Source organism: Francisella sp. SYW-2 (assembly GCF_008711475.1).
GTDB classification, from domain to species: Bacteria; Pseudomonadota; Gammaproteobacteria; order Francisellales; family Francisellaceae; genus Francisella; species Francisella salimarina.
In genome coordinates this window covers 1-20940 of the sequence record NZ_VXKO01000015.1, presented here as the reverse complement: position 1 = coordinate 20940, position 20940 = coordinate 1, and the positions used below count along the sequence as shown (strand labels likewise).

Below are 20940 nucleotides of genomic sequence, written 5' to 3'. Positions count from 1 at the left end.
TTATGTTTAGTTTTGAAAACTTAGTATAATATCGATTATAATCATGGTTATTATATGTTTCAACACTTAATGTATTTATTTTAGACTAAAGCTTGTTTCTGAAAGCGCCTTATAATAAACACTATTTCCTAACTTATTTGACACTGCTGTCAAAAAGTCTAATGGCTGTGTATAGTCAACAATATCTATATTGTTAAACTTATCACGTTTAATTTGACTGACTGACGCAAAACCATCAATCAGCCCCATATTTTTTGCTTGAATACCACTAAAAGGCTCTCCTGAAAATGTTGTATTCATAGCTTTATCTTTCAATCTGTCACCTCTTGATTGCTCAACAGCCTCTATAAATACTTGATGCGTTTCATTCAAGAGCTTATTAAATTGTGCTGTTTGCTCTGGTCTTTTTGGAGAAAAAGGATCTAGAAAGTCCTTATTAGAGCCTGATGTGTATGTTCTACGCTCTATACCTAGTTTATCCATAAGCCCAGTAAAGCCAAAACCACTACCTATAACACCTATTGAACCAACAATTGTCATTTTATTAGCATAGATATCTTTTGCACCGGCAGCAATATAGTATCCTCCACTTGCACAAACATCTGTACATACAGCATACATAGGGATATTTGGGTATTTTTTCTGCAGATATCTCATATGAGAATATATTTCGTCAGATTGTACAGGTGAGCCTCCAGGACTATTTATTTCAACGATCACCCCTTTAACCGCCTTACTAGCATAGGCATCATCTAAACTTTTATTAATCCTCTCTGCATTTGCCTCGGCATCTTCGGCTATTACACCATCAACTTTGACTAACCCTATGTGAGATGTAAGCTCTTTTGATGAGCTAAATAAGCCAGGTATAATCATAACTAAAACGACCAGAATAATTAGAGCTCTAGTAAAAAACTTCCAACGTCTCTTACTTTTGATATCTTTTAGATAAGCTTGAGCTAACTTTTCTAGCGTCTCTTTGGAAATGTTATTTTCCATTTTATCTCCATATTTGTTAATATTTTCTCAACAATTTTAAATCTATTTGTAATAAAATTATACTGTTTAAATTTAAGGGTAACTAAAATGTCAGTATCACTTGAAACCAAAGCAAAAAAACTAGGCTTAGACAATATTGAAAAACATATATTCCTATGTTGTGATCAAGAAAGACAAAAATGCTGTGCCGGCGATGTTTCACTGAAATCTTGGGAGTACCTAAAAAAGAGACTCCAAGAGCTAAAACTATCACAAAATGGCCATATCTATAGATCAAAAACATACTGCCTAAGAGTTTGCCAAAATGGTCCAATAGCAGTAGTACAACCAGATAATGTTTGGTATCACTCTTGTACTCCAGAGGTTCTAGAAAAAATCATCCAAAAGCATCTAATTGGTGGCAAAATAGTCAAAAAATACGCTTTTGCAAAAAGAGAGTCTTAAAGTACTAGGCTCGGTTTTTGACAACACATTGTACAAAATCTCTCTAAAATGACTTTTTGGTTTAAATTATCTTTTTTAAAAAATATAGTTATCAAATTATTGCTATACATATAAGCAAAAGATATGCTGAAAGTAATTTCAAAATTTATTTTAGGGCACCTCTATTAACCTCTTATTTTAACTGAAATGTTAGATCAGGTTCAAGCTAGCACACCTCTTTTCAAGAGTATAAGGTTATATTTATCAAAATTTTAGTAAAAAATATGATTTAGGGCACTATAATAATCCAAAATATTAATGTTTTTGAAACATTATTATGACATAGTTGTTTAAATTCTCTATTTTTTGCTAAATAGTATTAATTTTCTGTAGCCTAACAAGCTGCTCAAATCTAAATAAATTATAGGTTAGGTTTAAGACTCCTATAGCAGAATTAATCCTTTTTATCCCTATAGACCTCATAAATAATGCATTATTCATAGAGTTAGTCATAAATCCAAACACATGCTCAACTCGTGCCCTAACCTTAGATTTAATATTGTTGGACTTTTTTTGTTCCTTAGTTAAAGGATTGCCTCTGTAACCCTTCTCATGAACAAAACTTTCGCATCCAATAGAGTTTAAATAATCTTCTATAGCTTCGCTCCTATAAGCACTATCAGCATGTAGCTTACTATCTTTCTCATCAACGATATTCTTTATTTCAGTAGAATCGTGAGGCGAAGCACTACTAACACTGAAGCCGGTTATTATCTTTGTTTTTGAATCAGCATTTATATGATTTTTGTAACCAAAGTGACGTTCTGACGACTTCGTCACCCATCTAGCATCTATATCTTTCTGAGAAAGTCTAGTTTGCTTGCCACTCTTATCTTTTTTTCCAAAAGATACTGGAACTGCTCCTTTTCTTATATAGTCATTTTCTTCTCTAGAATTCCTCTGTCTAGGAACATCAACGAAAGACGCATCTACAATGCTTCCTTCCTTTGCTACTATACCGTTATTAACAAGCATACTTGTAAATAATTCAAATAATTTTTTACTAAGATTCTTATTTGCTAGGTTCTCTTTAAATAACCATATTGTTTTTCCATCAGGAACTTTATCCCCTATTTCAAGACCCAAAAACTGCCTAAAAGAAGTTCTATCACTTATTTGAAACTCTGTTTGCTCATCTGATAAGTTGTAGTATTTTTGAAGAATCAGAATCTTGAACATTAATACTTTGTCATATGGAGGTCTGCCTCCTAAACCATTGGGTTTAGTGCATAAAGCTGATTCAAGTGTTTCTCTGAACATCTCCCAATCAATAACTGCATCTAATTTTGAGAGTGCTGTTTGATAATCTCTGATTCTATTTTCATGAAACTCTAAATCGAATAAACCCATCTGCAAAAAACATTTTTTAAAAATATGATAAAATTCTACCATAAATCAATTTGTTGGGTAGTTTTTAGAGGTGCCCTTTAACTAAAAGAGGGATTTATGAGTAAGAATATTAATGGTAAAAAAGTTTTCGATACTGCTAAAGATGCTACTAATGTGGCTGAATATGTAGTATCTAGATTAGTCGATTTGGGAATAGATCATTCATTCTCCGTACCTGGTGATTTTGCGTTTGCACTAGATCATGCACTTATCAATAATCCAAAACTTAATAATATCGTAAATGCTAACGAGCTTAATGCTAGCTATGCTGCAGATGGTTTTGCCAGAGTTAATGGAGCCGCTATCTTATGTACTACTTATGCTGTTGGTGAACTGAGCGCTCTAAATGGTGTCATGGGCTCAAAAGCAGAGAACTTAGTTGTTTTTCACTTAGTTGGTAGTCCAAATGATGCAGCGGTTGGAAAGAAAAAGCAAGTTCACCATACATTGGGAGATGGCGTTTTTGGAAACTTCTTTGACTTATCAGCTTCTGCAGCCTGTGTCTCAGCGGTCATCACCCCTGAAAACGCTCGCAGAGAAATGAATAGAGTCATAGCAGAAGCATTCAAATACCGTAAACCCGCCTATATAAGTGTTTCATTAGATGGTGGCAATCGTCCTGTCACAGACATAACACCAGATAATATAGACTGCAGTTATCTAAAGACCAATCCTCAGCAGCTTGAGCTAGCTGTAAACCTAGTGTTAGAGCGCCTAAATAAGGCTAAAAAAGTTGTTGCTATCCCTGCTATTAAATTAGACAGATTTGGTGTAACCGAAAAAGCTATCAAACTCATAGAAAAGTTAAACATTCCTTTTGCTATTATGCCTCATGATAAGAGCGTGATATCTGAAACACATCCTAACTATATAGGATTCTATGCTGGTTTATTATCAGACACAAATACAGCCGAGATAGTTGAAGACGCTGATCTTGTAATTAATTTAGGTGACGCACTATGGTCTGACTTTAACACTGCTGGATTTACTAATAATTTGGACTTAGATAAGGTTCTGAATTTAGGTCCTTTATTTGTCGAAGATAAAAAGACTTATCTAACTGATATCTATTTATCAGAGCTACTTGATGCTTTATTAGAAAAAGCTGATAGCATAAACTATCGCCCTGAATACTCCAGAATGACAATACAGGATACTCCAATAACGCAAGAAAACCTAACGCTTAGCGTGCTATACACTCAAGTTTTAAAATTCTTAAAAAACACAGATAATCTTGTGGTAGAAACGGGCTCATCTTCTCTTAATATGCCAAAATTACCTTTACCTGAAGGTGTAAAATATCATAATCAAACGTTATGGGGCTCTATTGGTTGGGCTACACCAGCTACTCTTGGCGTAGCACTAGCTAATCCTGATTCTAGAACAGTATTAATTACAGGTGAGGGATCTCATCAATTAACACTTAATGAAATAGGAGTAATGGGAAGATATAAAATAAACCCTATTATATTATGCATAAACAATGATGGTTTTATGGTCGAAAGAGCGTTAGAGTTAGACCCTGATCCAAGCTATGATGATCTCGCTCAATTAAACTATAAAGATTTACCTAAGGCTTTTGGCTGTAGTGATTGGCTAACAATCAAAGTAAAAACAGGTGAAGAACTAGCACAAGCACTCAAAGAAGCTAGAGAGCATAAGAGCGGTGTATATATAGAAATTATTACAGGCAAGTATGATTATGGTAATGCACTTGATTTCTTCAACAGCCACTTAAAAGAAATGTACGGCTAAATTAGTAGTTATTTCTTGGCATACGCTTTATCTAAAACTTTTCTAAAAGAAACTCCTTGTATAAATATTGATAGTAACACTGCTATATAAACTATTGATGATGCGTGATCACTCCTGTACTCAATAGGTATTGTCAAAGCTAAAGCTATGGACACCCCACCTCTTAGACCTGCCCACGTTATAACAAAGCCATTTTTCCAAAATTGATTCTTGGTAGATCTATCAACCAAAAACATAGAAAAAATAACACTCAAATAACGAGCAACTAGCGCTATAATAAACAATATAGCCCCTGCTATTAAAACATTAACTGAAAAAGACATTTTTAGAGCTACTATTCCAATTAGCACAAACAGAAAAGTATTCAAGAGTTCATCAACAATTGCCCAAAAACTTGAGAGTTCCTTTCTTGACTCTTCAGAAATCTTACCTCGAGGCTTAGAGTTGCCAATCACTATACCACAAACCACCATTGCTAAAGGCTCAGAGACTTCTATTCTAGTTGCAAGCCATGAACCTACACTAACTATTGCTAATGACATGATTATAAGCGTATGGGTATCATCAGAGTTAGACATCACTCGAGCACCAAAGAAGCCAAGTATCATACCTAAAACAATACCTCCAGTTCCTTCTTGAAAAAGCATTATTACGAACTCACTGATACTAACATTTTGATTAGAGTTGGTGATTATCGACAGCAAAATTAAGAATAATACTATAGAAAACACATCATTGAATATAGCTTCGCCAGATAGTATCGCCTTAACCTTCTCAGGAACAGCCTTTGTTGATTTAAATACAGCAAACACTGTAACAGGATCCGTAGGTGACAATACCGCCCCCACCATCAAGCAATGCACATAGCTAATATTAACACCTACAACTAAAGGAGACATAAACCAACAAAGTGTACCCATTATAAAGGCCGTAACAACGACACCAAGACTAGATAAAACAGCTATCGGTAATGAAAATTTCCTAATTTTTGAAAAGTCCAAATGCATTGCTGATGCAAAAAGAAGGTAGCCTAAAAGTACCTTTAACACCAATGTCTTAAAATTAACACTATCAAGCATATCATATACCGGTGAAAAGAAATTTGGCTCTAGTTTTATCAACACCAATAATGATAATGATATAAAAGCACTAAGGGCTGTAAGACCTATAGCTTTAGGTAAGCCTAAAAACCTTAAATTAAAATAACTTGAATATGCTGCTATAACACAAAGCAAAACAAACAATGAATATAAGCTCAAAATCAAGCACCTCTCTAGTTGAACAACTAACAATTTTGCAACTTATTATACTTGTTAATTAGCCTCATATGTATCTTAATCCCCAAATATAAAGCCCCTTAGAAAAAGGTAATATATTAAGATTTTGAGTAAGCCACCTTATTGTTATACAATCTATCAAGAAGTTTTTTAAAGGTCACTCCCTGTATAAATATTGATAAGAAAACAGCAATATAAACAATCGAGAATGAATTTGTCTCTCTATGGGCTAACGGTATAGATAAGGCTAATGCTATAGAAACTCCCCCTCTCAGCCCAGCCCATGTGATAATAAGATTATTCCTCCAAAAGTCTACATGCTTCTTCCTTTCAGTGAGAAATAGAGAAATAATCACACTACTGTATCTAGCAATAACAGAGATAACGAAAACAACAACTCCTGCCGCGATAAAATACCAAGAAGGATTCATCTCAAGTATCTCGATACCAACTAATACGAATAAAAAAGCATTAAGAAGCTCGTCGATAACCATCCAAAAGTTAGTAAGGATAGCCTTTGACTCTACAGACACTCGTTCTTGTGGTCGAGAATTCCCTATAACAATACCTGTTATAGCCATAGCTACAGCCTCGGAAACATTTAAGTATGTCGCAAACCAAGAGCCAAAACTAACAAATGCAAGAGAGACTATAATAAGTGTATATCCATCATCTAATCTACTCATTAATGTTTTTGCTAAGTATCCTAGAAGAGCACCTAGTAAAGCACCGCCCAAAATATCTTGTGCAAACATAAAGAGAAGCGTTACCGAGCCTGTATTTTGCTTACCATCTACGACAATAGATAGAAAAAATAAAAATAAGACAATCGAGAATACGTCATTAAATAGTGCCTCTCCTGATAAGATCGTTTTTACTTTCTTTGGTACATTTGTATTTTTCTTAAATACGTCAAATACTGTAACAGGATCCGTTGGTGAGAAGATAGCACCAATCATAAGACAACGTACATAGTCAACATGAATCCCCAGTATATATGGTGCAGCAATCCAGCATAATGTACCTATTGTAAAAGTAGATATTACGACCCCTAAACTAGAAAGTATAAATATACCATACGAGTTTCTTTTTATTTCTACAAAGTTTAGGTGCATCGCTGATGCAAAAACAAGATAGCCAAGAAGGACTTCTAAAACCACTTCCTTAAAATTCACATTGTATAGCAGAGTATAAATAGGAAATAAAGATTTGTGATCAATCTTAAGTAATAGTGCAATTAAAAGTGCTATCAAAGCACTCAAAACTGTTAACCCAATAGCTTTGGGTAATTTAAGATACCTATAGTTAACGTAACTAGAGAAGGCTGCTATAACACATAATATTACAAATATATAATACTGATTCATTTTAGCTCCATATAAACGGCTATTTTACAATTATAATATTGATTCATGATTTTGCATATTTTATTTAAAAACTTTCTTACTATATAAAGTTTATAAGTGTTATAATTTCAAAATAATCTTCAGGGCAGGGCGAAATTCCCTACCGGCGGTAACTGTCTAACCACAGAAGCCCGCGAGCGCTTTTTAGATACTAAAAAGGTCAAGCAGATTTGGTGTAACTCCAAAGCCGACAGTATAGTCTGGATGAAAGAAGATCGAAGAAATTCATAAGTAGAACTTAGTAATAGCAACTGCTTTGTTGGCTGTTTGTGTATTATTCGTTTTGCTATCCCTGCCCTAAGTGTAACTAACGATTTTAACTGGGCAAATGAAAAATATTGAAAACTATTATATGCAACAAGCTCTAACTCTAGCGAATAGAGGTAAGCTATCAGTATCTCCAAATCCTATGGTTGGATGCATAATAGTAAAAAATGGAGCCATTATTTCAGAAGGTTGGCACGAAGCTATAGGAGAGGCTCATGCAGAAATTCATGCACTGAAAAAAGCTGGAGACAAAGCAAAAGGTGCTACTGCATACGTAACCTTAGAGCCATGTTGCCATCACGGAAAAACTCCGCCATGTACAGATGCCTTAATTAAAGCAGGCATACAAAAGGTAGTGGTCGCGACACTTGACCCTAACCCATTAGTTGCCGGCAAAGGCATACAAAAGCTCAAAGATGCTGGAATAGAAATCAAAGTCGGCATCTTACAAAAACAAGCTCAAGAACAAAATAAAATATTTTTCCACTACCAAAAAACTCAAAAACCTTTTGTGTATGCAAAATGGGCAATGTCTCTTGATGGCAAAATAGCTGTAAATGGTAATGATTCAAAAAAAATCAGCTCTAACGAAGCATTTGTAGATACTCACCAGCTACGTAATATTTGTGATGCGATATTAATTGGAAAGCAAACTCTAATTGATGATAATCCTGGCCTTGATGTAAGAATACAGCTAAGCAAAAAGAAACACCCTACTAGATTTATTATATCCAACAACCTCTTAGAAATAGATAAGCGTTGGAAAGTTTTAGACCAAACTCATGCAAAAACTATTTTTGTTTGTTCAAAGATTTCTGCTCAAGTTGCCAGTGAACTAGATAATCTTGGTATTGAATACTGGCTACTGCCAACATTCCAGAATCAGGTTTGCTTAGACAGCCTTCTAAACAAAATGGGACAAACAGGGATAACAAGCCTTTTGGTTGAAGGTGGTAAAAAAACTCTAGAAAATTTTATAAATCAAAAACTAATTAATGAACTTGTAACATATTTATCGCCTGTTGTAATTGCAGGGTGCAATCCTAAAGAGAAGCTCATATTTCAAGATGTATCTTTTTTAGGCGAAGATTTACTAATAAATTCATATTTTAAGGAAACTACCAATGTTTAGTGGCATTGTCCAAGAACTAGGAACAATAGAAAGTATAATAGATAAAAGTAATATAAAAACCTTTTGTATAAAGTTTAATAATAGTACAAATTGCAATATTGGTGACAGCGTTGCTATCAATGGCACTTGTCTTACAGTAACTGAAATCGATAAACAAAATTTAACTGCGAATTTTGACGCAGTTCCAGAAACCCTACAAAGAACTAATCTAAATAGCCTAGTAGAAAATCAGTTAGTGAATACTGAGCTTGCTATGCGCTATGGCGATCATGTCGGTGGGCACATGGTACAAGGTCATATTGATGAAACTGGACAAATCATAAATATCACAGATGCCAGCGGAGCATGGCTAGTTGAGATTTCAGCATCCAAAGAATTACTTAAATATCTAGTCACAAAGGGATTTGTGACTATAGATGGTATGAGCATAACTGTAATCGATACTCTTGAAGACTCTTTTACAGTAACTTTGATACCGCATACTATTGAGGTCACTATTGCAAAGAACTATACTAAGGGCTCTATTGTAAATCTTGAAGCTGATGCAACAGGTAAGTATATCTACAAATATATACAAGGATTTAAAGAAAATGTTTAAACAAATAAAAGAAAATATTGAAAACGCAATACAAGCTCTCAAGCAAGGTACACCTGTGGTTGTGCTCGATGATTATGATAGAGAAAATGAAGGAGACTTAATTCTCCCTGGTGAGAAAGCCACAGAAGCAAATATTGCTTTTATGCTTGAATACACAAGTGGTATCGTTTGCTTAGCAATGGATTCAAAAAAAGCAAAGCAGTTAAATCTAACACCAATGGTAGCAGCTGATCAAAATAATAGTACATTTACAACACCATTTACTATAACTATAGAAGCCAAAGAAGGTGTGACTACAGGAGTATCTGCAAAAGACAGAGCCCACACAATACAAGTAGCATCAAAGGCTGATGCAAAAGCTGAGGAGCTAGCTCGACCAGGACATATCTTCCCACTCATAGCAAATGATAAAGGTGTACTTGGTAGAAACGGTCATACTGAAGCAACAGTTGATCTTATGAAACTAAGTGGTTTCAATAGTGCAGGTGTCCTATGTGAACTGATGAACAAAGATGGCACAATGATGAAAGCACCTGAATTAGAAGCATTTGCCAAAAAGTATAGTCTACCTCTTTTAACTATTGCTGAACTTTATCAGTACCGTTTAGCAACTGAAATTTTTGTTAGTCGCTTGGTCGGAACAACTATACCTTTTAAGAATATAGGTGAGCTTGAGATGAGTGTTTATAGGGATAACTTTTCTAATGAAGAAGTTGTGGTCTTGTCAAAAGCCTATCAGGGTGAAACCCCTTTTGTTAGAATGCATTCCTCTTGTTTGACTGGTGATATCTTTGGATCACTACGCTGTGACTGCCAAGATCAACTTCAAAAAGGTATTGAGATGATTGCTCAAGAAGGTGGCTTCTTTATTTACCTTAATCAAGAAGGTAGAGGCATTGGCCTAACAAACAAGCTTAAAGCATATAACTTACAAATGCATGAAAATATGGACACTATAGAAGCCAATTTAGCTCTAGGTTTGCCAAGTGATGCAAGAAAATATGACTTAGCTATACAAGTCCTAAAATATAATAAAGTAAATAAGTGTAAGCTTATCTCAAATAACCCTGAGAAATTAGCAGCCCTCAGAAATGTTGATATAGATGCAGAGCCTGTATACTGCGAAGCATTTGTAAACTCACATAACAGAAATTATTTAATAACCAAGAAAAATAAAGCAAAACATATAATCAAAGGAATATAGAGCATGAGAAAACTAGCTATTGTCGTAAGTGAATTTAACTCATTGATAACGGATAAAATGCTTGAAGGAGCCCTAGAAGAAGCATATGCTCAAGGTCTAAAAGATAGTCAAATATATATCAAAAAAGTTCCAGGTGCAGTAGAGTTGCCTTATGCTGCTAAACTTTTAGCAGAGACTAACCAAGTTGATGCGATTGTACTTCTTGGTTGTGTAATCAGGGGCGAGACAGATCACTATGATTATGTTTGTGACCAAGTAAGCTATGGTACGCAAAGAGTTATGCATGAGTATAACCTTCCGGTAATCTTTGGTATATTGACCACACACAATAAAGAACAAGCATTAGAAAGAGTTGGTGGCAAAAAAGGACACAAAGGCAAATACTGTGTTCAAGCAGCCCTAACTATGACAAAAATGAAAAAAGATATATTAGAACAAGGAGTATAAAATATGTCTTTAGAGATCCTAAAATATCCTCACCCAATACTCAAAGAAGTGGCACAAGAAGTTACACCAGAAGAAATCAATGATGATTTCCGAGCAACAATAGCAGAGATGCGCGATTTAATGATAGAAGCAAATGGTGTTGGCTTAGCTGCAGTACAAGTTGGTATCAAAAAAAGATTCTTTATCATGTATGATAACTTAGAGAGTGAGACTCCCGAAACAATTACAATCATCAATCCCGAGATAATCGACCAAAGTGGTAAGATAATTGATGAAGAGGGTTGTTTATCATTTCCTGGAGTTTCTGCTAAGGTTAATAGAGCAACAAGAGTTAGGATAAAAGCACTTAATGAGTTTGGTGAGGAGATTGAAATTGAAAAAGATGATTTCCTAGCAAGATGTATCCAACATGAAATAGATCATCTAAATGGCGTTACCTTTTTTGACCATCTTGGTTCACTTAAACGTAAAATGATAGAGAAAAAATATAAAAAACTGATGCAAGAAAATGCCAAAACTTAATTTTTAGTATTTTCCTGTAATCAAAGCTTTACTTTTTAGCGTCACTAAGCAAAAATTATGTCTTGAAATTGTTGTTAAATTATGGAATTTGAAATATGCGCAAGATATTAAGCAAAATATCACTATTACTACTAATTTTAACTGTTACTTCATGCGGAATGCTATCAAATGACCAGTTTGTTTATCTTGGTCATGGTGATAATACTCCTGATTACCAACTATACTACGATAAAACCAGAAAACTTTTTGTACTAATTGATAAAAGAAATGGTTGTTTCCAAAAAGATGATACTGGAACTTGTCTTGCATTTACTTTAAAGCAAACTAGAGAGTTTAGAGAGAAAGTACTTGCTAAGATGATTGAGATTGATCTTAAGTTAGCTAAAGATAATTATGGTAATCGTGCTATAGCAGAACTTCAAAAAGCCGGAATAACAACTGTTAACAAGCCTATAAAGACTGAAAGTGTATACGCAACTCCTGTCAGACAAATAGTACTAGATAGAAAACAACAGTATCACCTAGTTAGAAAACAGTACCCTATAGATTCAGATCTTGTTGCAATGTTAATAACTGATAGGGATGGTACAAAGCGCATAAAAGTGGCTTATACTGTTGATTTCCCTGAGCTAGAAAAAGAGTACAACACGTCCCTCAGACCATATATTATTGATCCAGAGTTTTTATATACTCATATGACTATTGATACAGTGCATGAAGCGCAATTTATGCAAAGAGACGTTTTGAAAAGCCAAAAAGACGTCAAAAAAGAAGTCGGTGTCTACTTGAATGATGTGGTTGATACATCTACCAAGAAGTCTAGTTATACTCGTCAAGAAATATCTAGTGATGCGGCAACCCTAGATCATGAGTTAATCACAAAAGCTGATCAAGATAATGATGATATTATTGCAAATAGCGGTAGTGCTATAGAAATAGCTACAAGCGGTAGCTCTAATACTAGCTCATCCCAAGAAAAACAGACTGACTCAACAGATAATCAGAAAACCACATTAGCAAGTGATAATAATTAACACATAAATATTAACAAAAATCTAAATAATTATCCCTCCTCCTAAACAAATCTCACCATCATAAAAGACTACAGATTGTCCTGGAGTTATTGCTCTTTGTGGCTCATCAAAAACCACATTAACTGAACCATCTTCATTTATTTGCACATTACAAGACTGATCTTTTTGCCTATAGCGAACTTTTGCACTACATCTAAAACTATCTGCTGGAGCAGATCCAGCTACCCAACTAAGGTCTATAGCTTGTAATGTATCTTTGAATAGCATTGGATGATCATGACCTTGAACAGCAACTAAAACATTATTTTCTAAATCCTTTTGGGCTGCGAACCATGGTATTTCAGGGCGATTTTTTACACCACCTATACCAAGACCCTGTCTTTGCCCAATCGTATAGTACATAAGCCCATCATGCATACCAATCTTGATACCATTTTCATCATGTATCTCGCCTCTTTGAGCTGGCAAAAACTTCGATAAAAAGTCTTTAAACTTACGCTCACCTATGAAACATATCCCTGTACTATCTTTCTTATCAAATGTTACCAGTTTATTCTCTTTAGCAATCTCACGTACTTTAGATTTTTCAATATCACCAATAGGAAACATTGTCTGCTTTAACTGCTCTTGACCAAGTGTGTATAAGAAATATGTTTGATCTTTACTATCATCAAGACCTTTGACTAACTTCACTGAACCATCTTCAGCCACTTTAGTACGAGCATAGTGTCCTGTAGCAATATAGTCACCTCCTAACAAATGCACATAGCTCAAAAAAGCTTTAAACTTGATTTCCTTGTTGCATAAAATATCTGGATTAGGTGTCCTACCAGCCTTATACTCTGTTAGAAAATGCTCGAATACATTATCCCAATATTCAGCTGCGAAATTAATCTTTTTGAAAGGTATCCCAATAGAGTCACATACTGCTTGAGCATCAGCAATATCTTGTTCTGCTGAGCAAAAATCATCAGTATCATCTTCTTCCCAGTTTTTCATAAAAACACCTATTACATCATAACCTTGCTGTTTTAACAACAAAGCAGAAACAGATGAATCAACTCCTCCTGATATACCTACTATTATTTTTTTATTTTGCATATTTAAATATTTTATACCCTTTTGTAGTGACAGCACAGTGTGCTGTCTTATGATAGATTAATATAGGCTAACAGATCAATGATCTGTCACTACAAATAGTAATAACTATAGAGACTATTTCTTCAAAACTGACAAGAAAGCTTCTTGAGGAATTTCAACAGAACCAATATTTTTCATTCTCTTTTTACCTTCTTTTTGCTTTTCTAGTAATTTTTTCTTACGCGAAACATCACCACCATAACACTTTGCTAAAACGTTCTTACGCAATGCTTTAACTGTACTTCTGGCAACAATAGTCCCACCTATAGCTGCTTGAATTGCTACTTCAAACATTTGTCTTGGAATTAGCTCTTTAAGGCGCTCAACAAGTTCTCTACCTTTGTACTTTGCTTGATCTTTATGAACTATACTTGCTAATGCGTCAACCTTATCTCCATTTATAAGCACATCTAGTCTAACCATATTTGCTGCTTCATAGCGAATTAGCTCGTAATCCAATGAACCATAACCCTTCGTAACAGATTTGAGAGTATCAAAGAAATCAGACACCACCTCAATCATTGGTAAATCGTAAGTTATAGACACTTGGTTACCAACATAGTTAAGATCGACTTGCACTCCTCTTTTTTCAACACATATTGTAATTACGCTACCAACATAGTCTTTTGGCACAAGAATATTCGCTCTTACAATTGGCTCATGTATTTCTGCTATAGCCCCTGGTTCAGGGAGTTTTGATGGATTATCTACTTCTATAGTTTCACCATCTTTCTTGATTGCCTTATAGACAACTGTTGGTGCTGAAGTAATTAAATCAAGATTATATTCTCTTTCAAGCCTCTCTTGAATAATTTCCATATGTAGCATTCCTAGGAATCCACATCTAAAGCCAAATCCCAATGCTTGTGAAACTTCTGGCTCGAAAAACAGTGAAGCGTCATTTAGACTTAGCTTATCTAATGCCTCTCTAAAATCAGGATAATCATCTGAGCTTATAGTAAACATCCCTGCATAAACTTGTGGCTGGACTTTTTTAAATCCTGGAACAGGCTTATCTGTTGGATTATGCGTATGAGTTAGAGTATCACCTACAGGAGCTCCATGAATATCTTTAATACCTGCTATAATAAAACCAACCTCACCAGCTTTCAAGTGATCTAGATCTTTCATCTTTGGAGTAAATACCCCAACTCTATCAGCTTGATAAGAAACTCCCGTTGACATAACTTTAAATTTCTCACCTTTCTTAAGAGTTCCGTTTTTAATCCTCACAAGAGAAACAACACCTAGATAATTATCAAACCATGAATCTATAATTAAAGCTTGTAGTTTTGCATTAACATCGCCCTCTGGTGCTGGAACTTTAGCAACAATTGTCTCTAAAACATCTTCAACACCTATGCCCGTCTTAGCACTACAAGTAGTTGCTCCAGTAGCATCGATACCAATAATTTCTTCAATCTCTTCTGCGACTCTATCAGGCTCTGCAGATGGTAAATCAATTTTATTTAAAATTGGTATAACCTCTAAATCCTGATCAATAGCTGTGTAGCAGTTAGCTACTGTCTGAGCTTCAACACCTTGTGCTGCATCCACCACCAGCAAGGCACCTTCACAGGCAGCTAATGAACGCGATACCTCATAAGAGAAATCAACATGCCCAGGAGTATCAATAAAGTTAAGCTGATATGTTTGACCATCTCTAGCTACATAATCTAAAGTTACAGATTGTGCTTTGATAGTGATTCCACGCTCTCTTTCAATATCCATAGAGTCTAGGACTTGCTCTTTCATTTCACGCTCAGTCAAACCATTACACACCTGTATAAATCTATCTGAAAGAGTAGACTTACCATGATCAATATGTGCAATTATCGAAAAGTTTCTGATATTTTTCATAATATTTAAGCTCTGTTGCTACTAAGAAGTAATTTTTTATTTAATAAATCTAGATACCTATTATGCTATAAAATAACTTTAAAATGTAGTGATTGCCATATTTAAATAACGAAATAATCATTAATAATATTACAAATTCTGTTGACAAAAATGTACAATGTATGCAAAATACTTTAGCTATTAAATTTATATATTTGTGTTTCTCACGTATCCCCCTAGAGAAGCCTAAGGTTATAAAAGTTAAAAAATTAAAACTGGAGAATTAAATTGGCTAACTCAAAACAAGCAAAAAAGAGAATTATTCAAGCTGAAAGAAATCGTCAACACAACGTTGCACGTCGTTCTATGATGAGAACTTTCTTAAAGAAAGCTGCTTATGCGATCGAGAAAGGTGATGTTGAAGCTGCTAAAGAGAATTTCGCAAAAGTAGTTCCTATTTTAGATAAATATGCTTCTAAAGGTCTAATCCATAAGAACAAAGCTGCTAGACATAAGTCTCGTCTAAGTGCTAAGATCAAAGCTCTTTCTACAGCTGCTTAATTATTTCTTTTTATCAAGCTTCTTCTATAAACATATTCCTTTCATTTATGTTACTATTTTCTGTATTAGCAGAAGATTGGTTATTTTGTGCCTACAATTAAAATTCACTATACAGATAATATTAAAATCTCGAATAAATTAGATGACTTTTGTAGAAACCTACACTCTACACTTATTGAAGTGATTAAAACAGACATTGATACATGTAGAACTCTTATCTACCCATGCAAAACCTATCTAGTTGGCGACAGTTCGAGTAATTTTGATGGCTTTATTCAACTTGAGATTGACATTCTACCAGGTAGAAGTCCTAAACTAAGGAAATTATTAGGAAATATTTTATTGACTGACCTGAAATCCTTGTGTAATGACTCTGATATCTCTATAGATTATCGTGTAATCGTAAATGAAACTGATACTGAGTTTTATTTTGGTTTATAACTTATCTCTTTAATACAACACTATCAAAACCATAGTAATTAGCAAAGCCCTTATTTCTCCAATCATTCTTATTAAAAGTAATATCATCAAAGTAGACAAATCTATAATTTTTATCTAAATAGAGCCTATAATCTACTGGAAAAGATGCAGATTTGACATCATGCTCATGATAATAGTGTATTAGTTGCTGTCTTTGCAATTCATAATCATGTAACGAATCGTAAACTGAGAAAAGCATCCATAACTGAAATAAAAGTAAAATCAACAGCAGCCAGGATAACCTACAAAGAATTTCAATAAACTTTATAATAAAAACATTTTTAGAATTATATAATAATCCAAAAATAATCATAAAAAATAGTACATAATAAATCATTAAAACTCTTTGGTTTAATCCCCCATACTGGCCAACAATCGGAGTCAAAACGAACAAAGAACTAATCAATGCAGCAAAATAAATAAACTTTGTTTTAAGCCTAATATCCTTATCCAAAATTAAAAGCAGTCCTATAAAAGCCAGCATATAATGCAAAAGCTTCGCATAAGGATGATAAATTAATAGTTGCCACATAAACTTTATATTCTGTAACAAATCAATATTTCTCGAACCTGCTAAAACATCTAGTCTTTTATAATTACCAGGAGCTACTGCCAATATAATACCTCCTACTATAAGGGTGACAAAAAAGTAAACTACATTTCTATTGATACTCTTATTGTCCAATTTACAGTCAAGGAAATGCTAATAAAAGGATAGTTAAAACTCCTACATATATTTCATTATATAAACCTATAAAAATTCCTACAAAAATACTAAAAGTTATAGAGTTTTTTTGCCTTATAAAAATAAAGTAATAATACCCTACCAACAATACAATTCCCCAGAAATACTGAATTGCCGCTGTTTTCCATAAAGCATTACCTATCACCCCAGAGTACAAAAAAATAAAACTCAAGAAAAAGAAAAAAATCACAAAGCGTTTGGAGCTAAGTTCATATTGATCCTTACTTACAATTTTAAAACTGAGAATGATAAATATACTAAAAAGTATAGAGTTTAATATATCTATAATAAAGAGGCTTATAACAAGGTGATCTTTATTGAAAAGCAAGTAAGCCAAATACTCTGCAGATACCCTGCCTGTCCAGTTCAAATATTGGTTATATACTATACTTATCAAATTGCCTTTGGTTAAAGCTGAAGCAGATAATCTACCAAAATCATCTGCAAAGATAGGTTGACAAAAGTTGAGGAATAAAAATCCTACAGCAATAACACTAATAATTAGAATATTAAATATATTTTGTTTTTTCATATTTTTATTAATTTAGAAAACTGGTTCATCAGTTGGTGGAGCATAATTACCTGATATACCTATCAACCTATCTTGATTATTAAAAGTTAGTATTAGTTTTGACTCACTATAATCAGTATCAGTCATATGTTTTTTATATGTATTTATATAAATATACTGGTTTGGATTAAAGGTATCGATAATATCTGGCGAGCCTAATATATAAACAACCTCGCCTTTAGTCATATTAGGCTTGATATCAAAAAGTTTTTTATTCTTAATCTCTTTACCTTGAGGAACAGGAGCCGTATAAGGCTCAATAACTCCACAAGCTGATAAGCTTAAAAAGAACAAAACAATACATACACTCTTTAATATAGTTTTAAATGTCATTATATTAATCTTCTAAGCCTACAAATAATTTCTGGTCTATAATATCACACAAACAATGAATTATAAGAAAGTGGTTCTCTTGAATATTTGCCATATTGTCAGAAGGAACCCTTAACTCGATATCATCTGCATTGTACATAGCTTGTAATCTACCACCGCTTGCACCAGTCAATGCAACAACCTTCATATCTAAATCATGTGCTTCTTCAACAGCATTGATAATATTTTGTGAGTCACCATTTGCAGATACAACTAATAAAATATCGTCTTCATTGCCTAATGCCGCTACTTGCTTAGAGAAAATATGGGCAAATCCATAGTGATCTCCAACAGCTGTAATTGTTGCAACATCCGCTGTTAAGGCTACTGCTGGTAAAGGAGGTCTCTCCATATCAAAATGATTTAGAAGCTTAGAGGTGAAATGCTGCGCTATAGCTGCTGACCCACCATTACCACATACCAGAATTTTACCACCATTTTCTAAGCAAGACACCATCGCTTTTGCAGCCTGTGCAATAGCTGGAGGTAAAATATTTGCTGTCTCAATCTTTGCTTGAATACTTGCTTCAAAAAAACCATTTACCCTTTCTAAAGATGACATATTAACGCAAAAAAGTAATTAATTGATATGGCTATGATTTTACTATATATAAAAACCTATAGCTAGGATATTACCAAGATTATTCCTTAGCAAAACCTTTTAGAAACAAAAAGAAAAATGCAGTAACTGACACCACTAAACAAATAACAACAAAACTATATGTATAATCTAAGCTTATATAGCCCATGATGCTTACCGATAAAACTGCAACTGCCATGTTTATAAAATTCATCATTGCAGAAGCGCTCGCTTTGTCATCAGCTAAAGCATTGGATGCTATATGTGATGCCGCCGGATATATAAAACTTGTAATAAAATACATCAGCGTAATAATACCAAAAAATATAATCGGCGTAATAATATCAAAATATGCCATAGAAGCTATAATCATAAAACTAACCAACAAAGTAGCAATTGCAATTTTCAAAACTAGAACATTATCATAACTATTAATAATTTTTGCTGCGCCAAATGAGCCCGCTATAATACCTACTATAGTCATAGCATTATAAGTACCTAATTCAGCACTATTAAAATCAAAAAGTTGCTGAGTAATAAATGGCGCAGCTGTCGTATAGCAATAACTAAATGTTGACATTACACCTATTATAAAAGCAAAAATCAAAAGTTTTGGACTTGATAATGCATTTATATACCCTGAAAAAATATTGCCAACATTAATCTTTGAAATACTAGGTATTTCATTTTGATATAAATAAGTAAATAAATACATCGCAACCCCATGAGCTAATAGAACATAAAAGCAGTAGTTCCAATGTGAATAGTAATTAACAAAGCCACCTATCATGATAGCTAAAGTTACAGACAATGCAAAAGATATACTAGCAAATGACAGTGCTGTCTTTGCTCTAGATGGTTCTACAGAGTGATTCAAAATAATAAACGTACAAACCAATCCAACAGATGATCCTAAAGCCGTAATCAATCTACCTAAAAGCAATAACTCAAAAGATAAGTGAATCCCACCAAATATACAAACTATAATACCTATCAAATTAATAACTAAGCCTATTCGTAATGTACTTACACTACCAAACCTACGGGCAATTGGGCCATATATAAGTTGTCCAACAACATACCCTACCAGAAAAATACTCACAATCCACTCTACTTGCCCATTTGCAAGATTTAATTCACTACTGATGTGAGGTAAAGCCGGATTTAGTATCACAGCTGATGCGCTCGCTATACTTATATAACTAAGCAGAAGTATGATTTTATAATTTTTCATAGCCATTCCTTTTTTATCAAAAAATTTAACTATTGCTATAGTAAATTAAAAAATATATTTTACAATATCATTATTAATAAACTTATGTTTAGTAAAATTTGACAATTAAAAATAAAAAAAATATACCTATTAATTTTTTTGAAATTTTTTATAAATTAGTAACTTATGGAAGCTTTACAAATACTGCAGATGCTCTTGGTATAACAAAAGCTGCTGTAAGTCACACTATTAAGCAATTAGAAAAAGAACTCAAAGTTGACTTGCTAATTAGAACAACACGTAAACTTTCATTGACGCATGAAGGCAAACTTTTATTTGAGTATTGTAAAACATTACAAAATGAAATTGAAAACATTCGTGATCTAGCAGGATCTTTTCATAGTGAACCATCAGGCACCCTAAAAATAAATACTTCCTCATTTTTTGCCAAGAGTGTTCTGATAGGTCTGATCAAAGAGTACTCCAAGAAATTTAGCAAGGTTAAAATTGAAGTAAATATTGAAGAGAGAATGCCTAATTTTAAAACTCAAGAAACAGATATAATTCTAGGAGTTAACTGGACTCCTCCAGAAGATATTATTGCTCGTAAAATAGCTACAACAAGATATATATTATGTGCAAGTCCTGTATATCTAGAACTTTATGGTATCCCCTCTAGCCTATCTGATCTAGTAAACCATAAGTATATTCCCCATAGTTCTAGAACTACAGCTCTTGTAAATATCAAAAAAAACAATTTAAATCCTCAAACACTACCTTTTGAACTATCCGCAAATAATAAAGGCTGTTGAGTTAATGAAAGCCCTTTTTCATATGTTTTAATATTGAGTATTTTTTAGATAAATCTGACTCAAAATCTTACTTTTGTGTTTCATATCAGCATTTTATGCTGATATGAATACACC

The 20940-nt window shown here is 33.6% G+C and carries 21 protein-coding genes, 1 pseudogene and 1 riboswitch; of the genes and pseudogenes, 11 read left to right on the top strand and 11 right to left on the bottom strand.

Features of this window, described 5'->3' with window-relative positions; genetic code table 11:
* Positions 1-75 precede the first annotated feature (75 nt).
* Entirely contained in the window at positions 76-999 is a 924-nt protein-coding gene (locus F3D57_RS05965) for a S49 family peptidase (RefSeq protein ID WP_150465563.1), read from the bottom strand.
* Positions 1000-1086: 87 nt separating this feature from the next.
* Between F3D57_RS05965 and F3D57_RS05960 the strand changes: the two genes are divergently transcribed.
* Positions 1087-1443 (top strand): (2Fe-2S) ferredoxin domain-containing protein, encoded by a 357-nt coding sequence (locus tag F3D57_RS05960; protein ID WP_150465562.1) that lies wholly within the window; start codon positions 1087-1089, stop codon positions 1441-1443.
* A gap of 348 nt (positions 1444-1791) precedes the next feature.
* Here the strand turns inward: F3D57_RS05960 and F3D57_RS05955 are convergent, their stop codons facing one another.
* Positions 1792-2832 carry an IS5 family transposase gene (locus tag F3D57_RS05955; protein ID WP_191092361.1) on the bottom strand — a complete coding sequence of 347 codons (1041 nt, stop codon included), beginning with the start codon at positions 2830-2832 and terminating at the stop codon, positions 1792-1794.
* Between the two features lie 96 nt (positions 2833-2928).
* Between F3D57_RS05955 and F3D57_RS05950 the strand changes: the two genes are divergently transcribed.
* Positions 2929-4626, top strand: a complete 1698-nt coding sequence (locus F3D57_RS05950) for an alpha-keto acid decarboxylase family protein (protein ID WP_013921895.1) — start codon at positions 2929-2931, stop codon at positions 4624-4626.
* Positions 4627-4634: 8 nt separating this feature from the next.
* Here F3D57_RS05950 and F3D57_RS05945 read toward each other — a convergent pair whose 3' ends face one another.
* Both F3D57_RS05945 and F3D57_RS05940 read right to left on the bottom strand, forming a co-directional pair.
* Entirely contained in the window at positions 4635-5885 is a 1251-nt protein-coding gene (locus F3D57_RS05945) for a cation:proton antiporter (RefSeq protein ID WP_150465560.1), read from the bottom strand.
* A 116-nt stretch (positions 5886-6001) separates the two neighbouring features.
* Complete coding sequence (locus tag F3D57_RS05940; RefSeq protein ID WP_150465559.1) at positions 6002-7270, bottom strand: cation:proton antiporter; 1269 nt, start codon at positions 7268-7270, stop codon at positions 6002-6004.
* A gap of 111 nt (positions 7271-7381) precedes the next feature.
* Positions 7382-7529: riboswitch (FMN riboswitch) on the top strand.
* 108 nt (positions 7530-7637) lie between these two features.
* Between F3D57_RS05940 and ribD the strand changes: the two genes are divergently transcribed.
* From ribD to F3D57_RS05910, 6 genes are all read left to right on the top strand, one after another.
* On the top strand, positions 7638-8708 hold the full coding sequence (gene ribD / locus F3D57_RS05935; protein ID WP_150465558.1) for a bifunctional diaminohydroxyphosphoribosylaminopyrimidine deaminase/5-amino-6-(5-phosphoribosylamino)uracil reductase RibD: 1071 nt from the start codon (positions 7638-7640) through the stop codon (positions 8706-8708).
* The gene (locus F3D57_RS05930; RefSeq protein ID WP_149369055.1) at positions 8701-9306 is read left to right on the top strand and encodes a riboflavin synthase; all 606 of its coding nucleotides are present in this window, start codon (positions 8701-8703) and stop codon (positions 9304-9306) included. Before ribD ends, F3D57_RS05930 begins: the two co-directional genes overlap by 8 nt.
* Entirely contained in the window at positions 9299-10510 is a 1212-nt protein-coding gene (gene ribB / locus F3D57_RS05925; protein WP_150465557.1) for a 3,4-dihydroxy-2-butanone-4-phosphate synthase, read from the top strand. Before F3D57_RS05930 ends, ribB begins: the two co-directional genes overlap by 8 nt.
* A gap of 3 nt (positions 10511-10513) precedes the next feature.
* The gene (gene ribH, locus F3D57_RS05920) at positions 10514-10957 is read left to right on the top strand and encodes a 6,7-dimethyl-8-ribityllumazine synthase (protein ID WP_013921890.1); all 444 of its coding nucleotides are present in this window, start codon (positions 10514-10516) and stop codon (positions 10955-10957) included.
* Between the two features lie 3 nt (positions 10958-10960).
* A complete protein-coding gene (def, locus tag F3D57_RS05915) occupies positions 10961-11479 on the top strand; it encodes a peptide deformylase (protein WP_146421629.1) in 519 nt (172 codons plus the stop codon).
* A 95-nt stretch (positions 11480-11574) separates the two neighbouring features.
* Positions 11575-12513: a hypothetical protein gene (locus F3D57_RS05910; protein ID WP_150465556.1), complete on the top strand. Its 939-nt coding sequence runs from the start codon at positions 11575-11577 to the stop codon at positions 12511-12513.
* 21 nt (positions 12514-12534) lie between these two features.
* Here F3D57_RS05910 and mnmA read toward each other — a convergent pair whose 3' ends face one another.
* Complete coding sequence (gene mnmA / locus F3D57_RS05905; RefSeq protein WP_150465555.1) at positions 12535-13614, bottom strand: tRNA 2-thiouridine(34) synthase MnmA; 1080 nt, start codon at positions 13612-13614, stop codon at positions 12535-12537.
* 114 nt (positions 13615-13728) lie between these two features.
* A complete protein-coding gene (gene lepA, locus F3D57_RS05900) occupies positions 13729-15513 on the bottom strand; it encodes a translation elongation factor 4 (RefSeq protein ID WP_013921886.1) in 1785 nt (594 codons plus the stop codon).
* Positions 15514-15780: 267 nt separating this feature from the next.
* Between lepA and rpsT the strand changes: the two genes are divergently transcribed.
* The gene (rpsT, locus tag F3D57_RS05895) at positions 15781-16053 is read left to right on the top strand and encodes a 30S ribosomal protein S20 (protein ID WP_004286750.1); all 273 of its coding nucleotides are present in this window, start codon (positions 15781-15783) and stop codon (positions 16051-16053) included.
* Positions 16054-16140: 87 nt separating this feature from the next.
* The gene (locus tag F3D57_RS05890) at positions 16141-16494 is read left to right on the top strand and encodes a 5-carboxymethyl-2-hydroxymuconate Delta-isomerase (protein ID WP_150465554.1); all 354 of its coding nucleotides are present in this window, start codon (positions 16141-16143) and stop codon (positions 16492-16494) included.
* 1 nt (position 16495) lies between these two features.
* Here F3D57_RS05890 and F3D57_RS10440 read toward each other — a convergent pair whose 3' ends face one another.
* The 5 genes from F3D57_RS10440 to F3D57_RS05870 form a co-directional block, all read right to left on the bottom strand.
* Positions 16496-17218 carry a DUF6056 family protein gene (locus F3D57_RS10440; protein ID WP_263478304.1) on the bottom strand — a complete coding sequence of 241 codons (723 nt, stop codon included), beginning with the start codon at positions 17216-17218 and terminating at the stop codon, positions 16496-16498.
* A 7-nt stretch (positions 17219-17225) separates the two neighbouring features.
* Entirely contained in the window at positions 17226-17810 is a 585-nt protein-coding gene (locus tag F3D57_RS10435; protein ID WP_263478302.1) for a DUF6056 family protein, read from the bottom strand.
* 12 nt (positions 17811-17822) lie between these two features.
* Positions 17823-18182: an outer membrane protein assembly factor BamE gene (locus F3D57_RS05880; protein WP_013921884.1), complete on the bottom strand. Its 360-nt coding sequence runs from the start codon at positions 18180-18182 to the stop codon at positions 17823-17825.
* Between the two features lie 4 nt (positions 18183-18186).
* Positions 18187-18783, bottom strand: coding sequence for an SIS domain-containing protein (locus tag F3D57_RS05875; RefSeq protein ID WP_150465553.1), 597 nt, complete (start codon positions 18781-18783; stop codon positions 18187-18189).
* 79 nt (positions 18784-18862) lie between these two features.
* A complete protein-coding gene (locus F3D57_RS05870; protein ID WP_150465552.1) occupies positions 18863-20035 on the bottom strand; it encodes an MFS transporter in 1173 nt (390 codons plus the stop codon).
* Positions 20036-20139: 104 nt separating this feature from the next.
* On the opposite strand from F3D57_RS05870, the pseudogene F3D57_RS05865 reads away from it, so the two are divergent.
* Positions 20140-20814 (top strand): annotated as a pseudogene (locus F3D57_RS05865) (LysR family transcriptional regulator); the annotation flags it as partial.
* Between the last annotated feature and the right edge of the window lie 126 nt (positions 20815-20940).